9 protein-coding genes and 1 pseudogene are annotated in these 11,902 nt (G+C 54.7%); 2 read left to right on the plus strand and 8 right to left on the minus strand.

Annotated elements, in window-relative coordinates:
* Positions 1 to 145: 145 nt before the first annotated feature.
* The 8 genes and pseudogenes from B4920_RS20900 to tssJ all read right to left on the minus strand — a co-directional run.
* A pseudogene (locus B4920_RS20900) lies at positions 146 to 334 on the minus strand (IS110 family transposase); the annotation flags it as partial.
* Between the two features lie 95 nt (positions 335 to 429).
* The gene (locus tag B4920_RS20905) at positions 430 to 1,242 is read right to left on the minus strand and encodes an OmpA family protein (protein ID WP_088179523.1); all 813 of its coding nucleotides are present in this window, start codon (positions 1,240 to 1,242) and stop codon (positions 430 to 432) included.
* Between the two features lie 3 nt (positions 1,243 to 1,245).
* Positions 1,246 to 2,229, minus strand: coding sequence for a type VI secretion system-associated protein TagF (gene tagF, locus B4920_RS20910; RefSeq protein ID WP_079436623.1), 984 nt, complete (start codon positions 2,227 to 2,229; stop codon positions 1,246 to 1,248).
* Positions 2,226 to 5,972 carry a type VI secretion system membrane subunit TssM gene (tssM, locus tag B4920_RS20915; RefSeq protein ID WP_079436624.1) on the minus strand — a complete coding sequence of 1,249 codons (3,747 nt, stop codon included), beginning with the start codon at positions 5,970 to 5,972 and terminating at the stop codon, positions 2,226 to 2,228. Before tssM ends, tagF begins: the two co-directional genes overlap by 4 nt.
* A gap of 52 nt (positions 5,973 to 6,024) precedes the next feature.
* On the minus strand, positions 6,025 to 6,630 hold the full coding sequence (locus B4920_RS20920) for a M15 family metallopeptidase (RefSeq protein WP_254051004.1): 606 nt from the start codon (positions 6,628 to 6,630) through the stop codon (positions 6,025 to 6,027).
* 1,215 nt (positions 6,631 to 7,845) lie between these two features.
* Positions 7,846 to 8,619 (minus strand): type IVB secretion system protein IcmH/DotU, encoded by a 774-nt coding sequence (icmH, locus tag B4920_RS20925; protein WP_079436626.1) that lies wholly within the window; start codon positions 8,617 to 8,619, stop codon positions 7,846 to 7,848.
* A complete protein-coding gene (gene tssK / locus B4920_RS20930) occupies positions 8,616 to 9,959 on the minus strand; it encodes a type VI secretion system baseplate subunit TssK (protein WP_079436627.1) in 1,344 nt (447 codons plus the stop codon). Before tssK ends, icmH begins: the two co-directional genes overlap by 4 nt.
* Before the next feature lie 13 nt (positions 9,960 to 9,972).
* Positions 9,973 to 10,584 (minus strand): type VI secretion system lipoprotein TssJ, encoded by a 612-nt coding sequence (tssJ, locus tag B4920_RS20935; RefSeq protein ID WP_079436628.1) that lies wholly within the window; start codon positions 10,582 to 10,584, stop codon positions 9,973 to 9,975.
* Between the two features lie 117 nt (positions 10,585 to 10,701).
* Here tssJ and B4920_RS20940 point away from each other — a divergent pair, with 117 nt between their 5' ends.
* Both B4920_RS20940 and tssB read left to right on the plus strand, forming a co-directional pair.
* Entirely contained in the window at positions 10,702 to 11,319 is a 618-nt protein-coding gene (locus B4920_RS20940) for a tetratricopeptide repeat protein (protein ID WP_079436629.1), read from the plus strand.
* Between the two features lie 60 nt (positions 11,320 to 11,379).
* The gene (gene tssB, locus B4920_RS20945) at positions 11,380 to 11,889 is read left to right on the plus strand and encodes a type VI secretion system contractile sheath small subunit (protein ID WP_079436630.1); all 510 of its coding nucleotides are present in this window, start codon (positions 11,380 to 11,382) and stop codon (positions 11,887 to 11,889) included.
* Positions 11,890 to 11,902: the final 13 nt, after the last annotated feature.

An 11,902-nucleotide genomic window follows, 5' to 3' on the forward strand; every position in this document is an offset into this window, starting at 1 on the left:
TCCACCGTCGCGCTCTCCGGCGGCAGCAATCGCGCCACCGCTCTATCCTTGAATTCCTGTCCGTATCGTGCCACGTCGTTCTCTCATCATCGCCCCCGAGTTCTTTAGGATTCTATCGAGGCGACAACTATTCTGGCGCAGGGGGCTTGCGTGCCCAGTGATGCGCGCCGCCACACGCCTCCATCCCCACCCGACACGGCGGCAAGGTGGCCATGAACACACTCAACTGGTCGCGCTTGAGTTGCTTGCGCAGCACCGTGTTGCCCTGCTCATCGACGCCATGAACCTGGAACACGTGCTTGGCCAGGTCGATTCCAACTGTCGTAATCTTCATGATGGACGCCCTTTTCGACTTGAGTGGTTGATCAGCCGCTTCCACTCTGGCACATCAATGCCGCATCGGGTGGGGGCGTCCATTCCATTGATTCATTATTCTCTAAAGCGGAACTCGATACGACGGTTTTGAGCACGGCCCTGGGCCGTGTCGTTGCTTCGGATAGGGTTGTCCGGACCTGCCCCGACTGTACTCAAGCTCTCAGCAGGAATTCCTTTTCCAATAAGATAAGTGCGTACCGTATTGGCCCTGGCAAGACTGAGTCCTAGGTTGGCTTGACGATTTCCTGCATTATCTGTGTGACCGATGAGTTCGACACTGGGCATATTGATTTGCTTGATGGCGGCTGCCATGTCGTCAAGGATAGCTTGACCAGTGCTTGTTAGATTAGCCGACCCACTTTCGAATTCCACGACCCGATTGGATAGAGCCTTATCGAGAGTTTCTTGGCGGGAGTCTGATGCAGTAAGGGAGTTGACTATCGTATACGTGGGACTCAGCGATGTTGCGATGTTTTCAGAGATATGTAGACCTATTGATGGTGTGGCCACGTTACCTTTTAGCCGCACTTGAGTTCCGTTTATCTGTATCTGGCCCTTATGTATTTTTTTGATTGAGGTGTTTAGTATCTTTTCGACATTTTCGGTCCATTTCGGTGGCGAACTTACTCCTCCCACTTCGATTTTGTTGATAACACTGTTTTCGCCATACAATTCCCGTAGCTTTCCGAGAACTGTCATGCGAGTTGCTTCATTAGGTACCATTCCGGAAGCTATTACCTGGGCAATGTTCTCGCTTGGGGGCGGCGTGGCATGGTTTGGAGGCCTGTTGCTGGGCATCTGGGATGTCGCAATTGCGTTCAGTGAGCACAGGAGGCTAGTGGTGGCAATGATCAGGTGCATGTACATGAGCTATGCTTTCAGAAAAGTCTCTCTGAATGTCCCAATAATCCGCTCTAGGCTGAGGGTTGGCTGTGCAAGGTAACTGGTCAGTTTGCTGATCCCACTGCTGTGATAAAGAATGCTGGTGGGGGTGCTCACCCACTCTGGATTGATAAGGCAGACGTTTCGTTCGCTCCTGCAAGTTCCCATGAGGGCAGTGCAAAGTGGATGGGCAGCTGAACCATTCAGTCCTATAAACATGCGTGGTTGTACGATATCTCTTTTGATTATTATTTGGATCTCCGTCGTTGGATTTCGGATAAAGGCAGTAATCAGGTACAGCCAAAGTCCTGCCACATTCCAGTATTTTTCGTCGGTGATGTGAGGAAGGGGAAGTTCGAGCTCCTTATCGATGTGTGTGTTTGTACTGGTAAGGAGTTGTTGCATGACGAGCCCTATCGACAGGAGGGTTCTGGCGACGCTCTGGCTTGTGTTTTTGCCTCCGAGGATGAGAGAGAGTTCTTCAAGTGTTGTTTCGCGAACAAAGTTGCCTAAAGGGTCGCATGTGATTGCGTTGTCGAAGTCATGAGCGCAGTTCAGTTGGCTCAGTTCGTTTTGGAGCACATTAAGTTCGATGCCGTTTACTGCAGCGTCGGTCAATTTGGAAAGCTTGGTGTAGCTGTTTCCGAGAGCAGATGGGGCGCACCGGAAGAGGCGGATATCGTCTCTTGGAATCGTGGCTGCGATGAGAAATGGGAAGCGCCTGCCTGACGTATCTCTACTTGGGCGCAGACTCCCTATCAAGGTCAGTTGGCTGGCTTGGCTGACAAAAGCGAAATCGATTGCGCCTGCGTTGTCGTAGGAGGACTTCCAGTCGGGATAGTGAGATAGCTGCTCCATGGCTCTTGAGAGCCATGCATCGATAAGGCTGATGAGCTTCTGCTGCCCATTTTCACTGATGAAATCAGCATGGCCGGCCAATTTTCCGTAGTAGGTTGCATATGTTTGAATCATCGAGCCACCGTGGTCGGAGCTTGGAAGTGTGGCACTGTAAGCGTGACCACATTGCTCGGTAGCGAGAGACCACTCAGGCCTCGTTGTCCTTGCGTTGAGGCTGGTGAGCCTTGTGCTTGTGTGTTACTTATGACTTTCAGGTCAACGCTGACTTCAATACCCTCGTTTTTCCAATTCAAACGAAAGCTGCCGTCAGGCTGTTTGCTTCGTTGTGCTGCATTGATCATCTTCTCTAGGCCGAAGCGACCAGGGTGGTTTACCACCTCTACGACTTTCCCATCATATGTGGTGGCCGTTACTTTGGCGCCAGGGGCACCTGAGGGGCTGGGCCACACGAAGTTCGCCCACTGAGGAGCTCCATTGCGGTATGTGAGCCGCTGGCCGTCTATATCGAGGGTGTAAGAGGTTAAGCCCGGTGAGGGCTGCGGTCGCAGCATGAAGACAGTTTGGGCCTGGGTTGCGCCTCCCTGTCCCGTCTCGCTGGCAGCTCCGCCTTCGAGTGGGGAAACCCACTGCGCAAAGCCGTTCGAGAAATCGGGTTGCAGGGCCAGCCCAAGATCGCCCCAGGTACGAGGGGTAACAGTGTTGCCGCGGCGAATGACCAACGCTCCCATTGCAGATTCGACATATTTCGAGATGGCCCCATCGGGACCAAACGTCTGCGCAATTTCCGTGGGTGATGCCTCTATGCCTGATTTGGGAGAGAAAGGGTATTTGATGGCAAGTCGGCGATTAAAGGGTTCATAGACTTGAGCTGCCCATGTCTTGTTGAGGTCTTCACTAGCAGGTTTGATTATGGCTGCATACGTTTCCAGCAGTGGACGGAGTAGCAAGGGGCGAAGGGTTGCCCGCTGGCTATCGGGGATGCCGGTGAGCATCTGCTCGTCCACAAATTTGAGTGTTTCCGCCAGCTCCGAATTGTTGCCATCCAAGGTGTCCCGCATGACTTTGAGTGCTCCGGGGCCGGGGTCGCCTTGATTTTTTAGCTGGTTCAGACGAGAGCGAATCTTGGACAAGAGCTTAAGATAGGTGTCTAGCAATGCTTCTCCGCCGTCTTGAGGAGTGGCTAAACGATCAATACCCAAGAACTCCCGGCCTACTGGCCCAAGGGGAAGTTCAGCGCTTTTTGTGGGAATGCTGCCTTCTAGCGGAATCTGACTCGGAGCCATCTGCAGTACGGATTGTTTGAACCACTCGAGGACTCCGTTCTGGGTTTTTTGTAGCGCAATGTGAGTTAGTTTTGGATTGTCCCAGGCTGTTTGTTCGAAAATGGTCTTGAGCAGTTTTCCAATGGGGGATGTTTGAGCATCCCCGAGACGCCCCATGGCGGTCACTGCGTCGGGGAAGGTAGGGAAAGGCGTGATGCTGATGCCCAGAATGAATTGTTTCCATTCCTCTGCGAAGTCACGCTTGTACATTGCTGCCAAGGTTTTCTGGATCTGTTCAGGACTGCCCTCCAGGGTGAGGTCATCTCTATTCGAGGTTTGGAGGACCCAATCGACGCTTTTCTGTGCGCTGGTTGCGGCATCCCTGATTGCTGGTTGTACGTACTCCTTCCATGCTTCGGCTGTCATCGCACCCGAGACGACACGACTGCTGCTTATCAATGATGCATTGTCCGCTCCTACAATGCTGACGACAGTCATTGGGGCGAAACGCGTTGAAGCTCTGGCGCGGATCTCGCCGTAGACGCGCTCTGCGGCAGGCATGCCGCGGACTACACGGCGCAATTTTTCGCGTACACTGTCGACCAAGGCGAGGTTGTTGCTAATTGTCGGCCAATCAGATGTGCCGGCGTGCTCCAAATGGAATGATACGAGGCGGCCCGCGATTGCGATCATCTTGTCTCTTTCCATGTTGCCACGGTTGGCCTCAAGCCAGCCGCGCCAAAAGCGGGTGATCTGGTCTGAAAGGTGTCCGACATCGACGTGATCGTGACTGGATAGCATCAAGTAAGTCTTGAGGGCGTTATAGCTCTCCTCTGTATCGGATGCGTTTGCGTTCTTGTATTGAGTAGGGGTGCGTGCAGGTGTGTCCGTTGTCGGGGCCTGAGTTGCGGATACGTCGCTGTTGCGCTGATTGACCTCACTAAGGAACGATTCCAAGGCGTTCTTGACGGGGTCCAGCATGACTGTGGCGATACCAGAAAAGTATTCCTGGCGTAGCTTGTCGGCCATTTGCTGACCGCGGTAGAGGCCCAATCCTAATGATATTGGGTGACTCTCGTTAAAACGCTCCAGCTGGGATAGCCTGTCTTGGAGAATCTCAAGGGCCTCGAGACGGGATTGAAGGTCAAATCTTCCGTCTTGAATCTTGACGGCTTTAGCCAAATCCTGCTCGACGTTTCTGAGCAGGCTCAGGTTGTTCATATGGGACCAACTCCACCCTGCAAGGGCAAGACCGAGCGCCAAGAGGCTTCCTATGATGACGGCTTGACGCCAAAGGTTGCCAGCTCGAGTTGTATGTTGGCGAACCAAGTGACGGTCTGGGAATATGACCTCGGAGAACAGCCGTTTGAGAAAGTAGCCCTGTGTGGTGCTTGGTTCAGGCTGCGTTTGGGGAGGAGTTGAGAGTCCGAACTGGAGAGCAATGCGCTCACTGGATATGGCTTGTGTGCCTGCTGTCTGAATAGCTGAAGTTAGGTAGAAGCCACGAAACACCGGTTTGAACTGAAACGGATTCTCTTCAAACAAAGTGGCGATGAATGAACGTAGGGCAGGCTTGATTGCAGCGAACTCGGCTGGGAACGTGAGAAGTTCCGGAGCGCCGTTTTTCGCGTGGTGATGTGAGAGTTGTGAGATGCTTGACGCGCGCAGGCCGCAGTAGAGTTCATCGAAATGCTGTTCGAAGAGTGCGATGGAGTCGTGGCTGCTCGCCTGCTGATAAGGAATCGTGGCTCCCCAGACTCGGTCTTGCTCCGTCCAGTCCAGGTTGGCAAAAAAATTGCGGAAACCGGGGAGCAGATCCGCCTTCGTGAATAGAACATAGACTGGAGCGAAGACTTCCAGTTGCTCCGTCAGCTCTTGAACGCGCTGCCGGAGATCCTTGGCCAGATTCAACGCAAACTCGGGTTCATTGTGGATCAACTCCCCGATGCTGACGGCAACAAGAATGCCATTGATGGGAGCTCTGGGGCGATGCTTTTTCAGAAGGCCCAGAAAGCTCAGCCACTCTGCCCGGTCCTCCTCACGCACGGCGTACCGACCTGCGGTATCGAGCAGAATCCCTTCGGTAGTGAAGAACCAGTCGCAGTTTCGGGTTCCACCGATGCCCTTGATTACGGCATTGCCACCATCGTCAAACGGGAAGTGTAGTCCGGAATTGACAATTGCCGTGCTCTTGCCGGCTGCTGGGTTACCAATGGTGATGTACCAAGGCAATTCATACAAGGCTCCGGAGCCTGACAGTTGGCCCAATTTGGATGTCTTGATTCTGGTGACGGCCTCTTGCATACGGCGTTTCAAGACATCGACACGTTCGGGGTCCGCCTCCTCAGGGGGGCTCGAATCCGCACCCTGTTCCTTGAGCATCTCCCCGATGTCCTTGCCTGCTCGCCGGGCTTTCATACGCTGGACGAACAGCGCGCCGGCCCAGGCTGCGGCAAGGAGGATGCAGGCAATGACTGCCCATGTCCGAGATATCTCGAGCAGCTGTGCCCCGAGGATTATCGTGACCGCCAGTGCAGATATTCCGAGAATTGAGAGGGCTCGGGAAGCGGTAATTGGGTTTCGAAGTGGAGGCATCGTAGTTTTTGCTTGCTGATCACGCGGGTTGATGCTTGTTCAGACCAGTTCCTCAACGCACAACCTGGCCCAGAACATTCTGGCGGCGGAGTTCGACGTGGCCTAAATCCCGGAGCTGCCATCGCCCTCCCCAGGTTAGTCCTAGCTGCTCCGCAATTTGTCCGTACAGTTCATAGCCACGCATTGCCCATGGGTCGCGCTCGGAGATCACGATCTTGCCATCCCTCAAAAATGCGCTGTCAGCTGCCAGACCATACTGGTGGTAGCTCATGTTTGCCTTGGCTTTGGTTACGTGGCTTCCTTGTTCGAACAACTTTGCTTGTCGCTCAGGGCTTCTATAGCCCTCTATCAACGCCATGCGATATCCATGTCGTTCCTCCATTAACCTAAAGACGATCAGGAGGCGTTGTGTGAACTCGATGTCGAGTTGCTGCCAGTTGCGGCTGGCGTGAGCCAGATCCGGACGGCTGATCTCCACCTCTTGGGTTGTAAACACCTCGGGAGGAAGCGGGGCGGGAGGGATAAGGCGTTCGCCCTCCAGAAGTGCCACGACCTGTGGATCGGTGGCGTGTCCGGTGTTGTCGAACTCGAAGACTCTGGCCCCGTTCAGGCTGAGAATCGTTAACGATGGGAGAGTCAATAAAAGGACGACGCCCATGCTGAGTACTGGGTGACTGAGCACAGCTTGGAATGAATTCCCCAGCATTGAGGCTCCGCTCCTTGGATCCTTGTGTCGCAAGGCAGCGCGAGCGTACGCGTAAGGAGATGTGAGAAACGCCTTGTAACGGTCCCGGTGTTTTCCGAGGGCATGCCATATCCGTGGTGGGGATCCCGGCAGAACGAAAATAGCGACTCCGAGTGCTATGAGCAGAAAGTAGGCAAGCACGCCATAGAAGATCATGTGGACAGCCCCTGCGCGGAGGGCGATTGTCTCGGGCTCCGTCCTGTCACCAGCCAATCTGCAGTTTGACTGGTGACCAGTGCTGCGATGCACCCATGTTTTTTATTGCGGCAAGGCATAAAGCATTATGACCTTTGGGAAGTTTTTGGTATTTTAGCGCAATGTTGAATTATGCCAATGGCAAATTTTTACGTTATGAGCACTAACATGGAGACTGTTCGGGGAGGCTCTCACGGGAGATCCACCGCTGCGGCCAGCCCTTCGGTAAGTATCCTGAGCGATCTGAATTCGCCGGGGGGAATTCGAACTGCGTCAGCAAGAAGGAGGGCTGTCGTAATCTGGCTTTCTGGAGCAGGAGTAGTTGTCTCGGGGATCGCTGCAGGTATCCTTTTGCTAGGGCAGACACCGGTGGGCTCAACAGGGGCTCAGGTGGCTGCCAATGTAGTCGCGGATCACCGCGCACGGGTGGGGAGCGAAAGACATATGGAGGCGGATTCTCCGCGAGTGGTAAAGGATGCGGCGACTGCCGAGCCAAGGAGGGGGTCTCTCTCGGTGCTTGCTGCCACTCCTGGTCCAACTTCGTCAGAGGGGGCCGCTTTGATCCACGCTGATCAAGTTGCATTGGTGCCACCGATGCATGAAGCTCGGTCTCCCGGAACGAAGGTGGTGAAGAAACATGAGCCACATTCTTCTGCAGGTCGAGCGTCAAGTAATGCCGTGCCTTCTCGAAAAGAACGGAGTGGTGTCGTCGCATCAAGATCGAACAGCAAGAAGACTGAACAAAAGCTAGTGTCGAAGCGGCTAAAAGATGGCGAAAGGCTGGCGGTGGTGAACAAGCGGAGCTCGTCTGATGTAGTCAGACCAAAGCCGGAGGCGCCGAGGCCGGAGCGGGATGTGGACATCATTACTGCGATTGTTAAATAGCTCATTGGAGGCTTGAAGGACTCCAATGAGCAGATCTGATCGCCAAGATCACGGGAGGGTGATTGTCAAATTGGGTGCGGGCTGCGGCAGTTGAACGACATTAGAATATGCTGACAGTGAGGTTGAGACTGTATCCCTGCCGTGCCACAGCAATCCCGAATAAGCCAGCAGACCCAGCAGGGTGAGAACGGATGTCACAATCCATGCCGGAGTGTCGTGCCGAATTGTGTGGATCACGTTATCCGGTGGGGCCCACTTGGGGGCAAATCCAGCGGGCTTGCCTTTTATGTGAGCGATTTGATCGCCAAGCTGAGATATCAGGTATTTCAGCTTTTCAGGGCCTTCGAGAACGTAACGGCCCGTAAAGCCTATCAGCAGGCACATATGGAAGATCTCGAGCGCAGCGATACGTCGTGCGCCATCGTTGCGTGCTTGCTCAAGCTTGTCGAAAAAGTGTTCGCCGGCGAGTTGTTCCCCGAAAAGAAGAAGCTGGAGCGGGCGGCGTTCCCATGTTTCCCTGATGCTGTTTTGGGTGGACAGAATGAGCTCGTCGATCAGCGCGCAAAAAGCATACTTGGCGTCGAAAATATCGTCGCTACTGAAGTTGAATTTTCTGGCTCTTTGCTCGAAGGATTCCAGCAGCTTCTGTACTGCATCGGAAAATTTGCCCTCATCTTCGGGCATATTGCCCGTGCGGAGCAGCATAAGCATGTGAAACCCATCGTAAAGCAGGTCGACCAAGGTATACGAACTGGACGTGGGCTCCTTGGTCGCGGTGGCTGGTTGTGGCGTTTCGGCGAAAAGATTGGGTATGGAGTTCATGATATGACGGCAATCATTTCGATCTTCAGATCTTGATAACTTTCAGGTGCATAGATCATGACGGACTGCGCTTTTATCATCCGCTCGTAGAGAGGGCCGTGACCATCGAGGGTGAAATAGCATGCTCCCGGTCGTACAGGGATGGCTGCTGGTACTTGGGCCGCATGGCTAAGTCGTACGCCGGACATCGCGGAGAGAACCAGCTTTTCCACATCGTCAGGGGCTCCCACTTTCAGGCGGAACGGAATGGACTCAATGATCTCTGACTGAGGGTGTGCGGCACTGATGGATAGGAAGAATCGTGTCTTGTCATCGATTTTCTCGGAATCCAGGCGCCCCGTGTAGAACGCAGGCTTGGGGTGTGCTAGGGCAATGGCGAAATACTGGGTGGATATCACGGTGTCCAGGAGCTCCCGGATCAATGCGTCAAGGCGGGCAAAGCAGGGGCCTGGGCGAGTATGGTCATAGCTTGGAAGCGCATTGAGCGTGTGGTGCCTGGAGAACGTGAGTAGCCCGCCAGCCAGTCTCAGCAACTCGTGGAAAAGTCGTTCAGGGGAGTACTCGGGATTGCGCAGTAGGTGAGTCAGTGCGGCGCATGCGGAGCTGGCCGTATGCAACAGCCAGAAGGATGCGATGTCTCCTGAGCGGAATTCGATGATGTTTTTTGATGGTTCCCGGTGCAGGCCATAGAGTGCGTCAACCTTTGCCAGCAGTGCATCAATCAGTCTGCGTAGCATGAGATGAAGCCTGGCGCTGCTGCGAAGGCTGACTGATGGGGGAATGAAGCTTGGATCAATCTCGAATCCATTGCTCGAAGTCCTGCGGATCCGTGTGATCGGTAGGGTCTGGAACTGCTCATGAGGTTCGCCTCCCTGCCTGATCTGGGCAATCTTGCTCAGACGGGAAATGTCGGTTTCCATCGAGTCCGAGAACAGATCGTGGGTTTCCGTCGTTACGACCAGGTAACGCGTGTTGCCGGCAGATGTGAGATCGTGTGTGCAGTTGCCGCCTTGAGGATTCAGATGTCGCAGGGCGAGGTGAAACTCTGTTCCCCCGTCATCCAGCGTCATCTCGTTCAGGGAGAGAGGGGTGGGCAATTGGTCAATGTCGGGCGCGAGCAGTGAGTCTCCGTTCGAGAATACGGCATCGATTCGGCTGAAATGGAGAATGCCGCTGCTGAGTGCGTCCCTGTCCAGCTCCAGTTCCCTGACTCCCCAGGCGAAAGGGTTGGCCGCCAGCAGGGTGCGACGGTTCATTGCATCGGTGTAGATATCCTGCTGCTGGAAATGCTGAGGGCGGAGAAAGAGGCCTTCGCCCCATAGAGGTTGTGCGCGATTCATTGTCGAGGATTACCTAGCGGTTGCATTGAACGCCCATAAGCGAGTTGGCGGACCCGCTTCCGGGCTCGGGAATCTGGGTTGCCGAACTTGTCGTCAGGGCGCACGCGTGGGCTCCGATGACGATTTCGCTGGACGCGCCTGGGGCGAAAGCGAGTTTCCAGCGTTCGGCATGGGGCGCGCGGAACAGGCCTGTCACACCTATTGCTGCCATTTCTGGGCTGCTCCGGAATGGCACGATGTGGGTCTTGCCGGGTAGCAGGACGAGCTCACGAACGGCAATCAAATCGTCACCTAAAGCCTCTTTTTCTCCTTCCGATGTTGTCAGTTGTTCGTAAGTAAGGCTTTTCAGGCGCTCTGTGGACCGGAGTGAGTAGACCCTGATGACCAGGGATAGGGATCTGCCATCACGGGATGTATTGAGTTGCTCCCCGGCATGGATCCTCAGCGGAACCTCGGGCGCTTGCTTGTTGTTCCCCGGTTTGGCGATCAGCCCTGACGTGTTCAACGCAACGTCGAGAATGCTGCCGGCAGCCTGCACGACCGCAGTGCTGGCGCATCCCGCGAGCAACATGCTGGTTGCGATGAGGGATAGGTTTGCAGGGCAGGGGAAGATGTGGCGAAGCATTTTTCGATAGTACAAAAGAATATTTATTTTGGCTATTGTATCGTCATGTTCATGTATGTAATATGCGTTTAAGATTTTATGGATGAGCTGTGTCCTCTTCCTTGTGAATGAACGTCTATGTGGAAAGCACGATCCTTTCAGTCGCTGGTCTTTGTTCTCATGTTGTCTGGATGCGCGGCCGCGCCTGCGCCGTCCTTGAAGCCTGAGGAGTTCAACGTGGTGCTTGAGGCTTTGGGAAAATCGGTGGACGCCCTGTTGCAGCAAGGTAATCAGAAGGATGCGATCAAGCTTCTTGATGACATGTCCAGGCGGAATCCGGACCGCAAGGAGCCATGGGCGCGCAGGGCCAAGATCTATTTCGACGCGGGGAATTACGCGCAAGCCATAACCGCGGCCGAGGAGGTGCTGCAGCGGGATCCTGCGGAACGTTCCGCCAAAGTCATCCGCGCTGTTTCCGGCTTGAGGATCGCCGGACAGTCCCTAAATGAACTGCGTAGCGATGCCGAACTGAAGGGGAGCGCACATTCCGACGCGGTGGGGCTCGTCAGGGTGATGCGTGAAACCCTGGGGGAGGATGTGCTTGTTCCCCCGGCTGAAGCCAAGCGAGATGTGTCTTCGTCGCGTGGAGCCAGGGCCAGGCCTCAGGCGGCTCCAGCGCCACGGCGCAAGGCCGGAGGGGAGGCTGAAGCTCGGCCGCCCGCTGCGGGGGGAAACCCCTTCGATGCTTTGAAATAAGGGCTCCTTTGCGCCCCCCTCTGAGTGATCGCCTTCTATATCAACTGCAGGAGTACAGCCGTGGCCAAAAAAGAGAGTATTCAAAAACAGCTACAACGGGTACGACCTCCCCGGGTGCAACTCACCTATGACGTCGAGGTGGGGGACGCGACTGAGTTGAAGGAGCTGCCTTTCGTTGTCGGAGTGTTGGGTGATTTCGCCGCTCAATCGGACGTGTCACAAGGAAAGGTTCGCGATCGGAAGTTCGTCAATGTGGATATGGACAATTTCGACGATGTGATTGCATCCATGGCACCGCAGGCCAGCTTCAAGGTTAAGAATGTTCTGCAGCAGGACGGCGGTGAGTTGGGAGTGCAACTCACGTTCAAGAAGTTCGACGACTTCCGCCCGGAATCGGTTGTGCAGCAGGTCGAGCCTTTGCGGAAGCTTCAGGAGGCGCGTGCCAAACTGGCTGATCTGAGGAACAAGCTTGCTGGCAATGAGAAACTCGAGGATCTTTTGAGTGAAGTACTGGCCAATACCGAGAATCTTCAGGCACTTAAGACTAGAACCTCCGGGGAGGGGCTGTGATGGGAGGGGCGCA

The sequence above is a fragment of the Zoogloea sp. LCSB751 genome, assembly GCF_002028455.1.
Classification (GTDB): domain Bacteria; phylum Pseudomonadota; class Gammaproteobacteria; order Burkholderiales; family Rhodocyclaceae; genus Zoogloea.

Bases quoted from the DNA above. Each gene is read 5' to 3' on its own strand.
- B4920_RS20905 (WP_088179523.1), bottom strand. From the start codon at position 1,242: ATGTACATGCACCTGATCATTGCCACCACTAGCCTCCTGTGCTCACTG.
- tagF (WP_079436623.1), bottom strand. From the start codon at position 2,229: ATGATTCAAACATATGCAACCTACTACGGAAAATTGGCCGGCCATGCT.
- tssM (WP_079436624.1), bottom strand. From the start codon at position 5,972: ATGCCTCCACTTCGAAACCCAATTACCGCTTCCCGAGCCCTCTCAATT.
- B4920_RS20920 (WP_254051004.1), bottom strand. From the start codon at position 6,630: ATGGGCGTCGTCCTTTTATTGACTCTCCCATCGTTAACGATTCTCAGC.
- icmH (WP_079436626.1), bottom strand. From the start codon at position 8,619: ATGAACTCCATACCCAATCTTTTCGCCGAAACGCCACAACCAGCCACC.
- tssK (WP_079436627.1), bottom strand. From the start codon at position 9,959: ATGAATCGCGCACAACCTCTATGGGGCGAAGGCCTCTTTCTCCGCCCT.
- tssJ (WP_079436628.1), bottom strand. From the start codon at position 10,584: ATGCTTCGCCACATCTTCCCCTGCCCTGCAAACCTATCCCTCATCGCA.
- B4920_RS20940 (WP_079436629.1), top strand. From the start codon at position 10,702: ATGTGGAAAGCACGATCCTTTCAGTCGCTGGTCTTTGTTCTCATGTTG.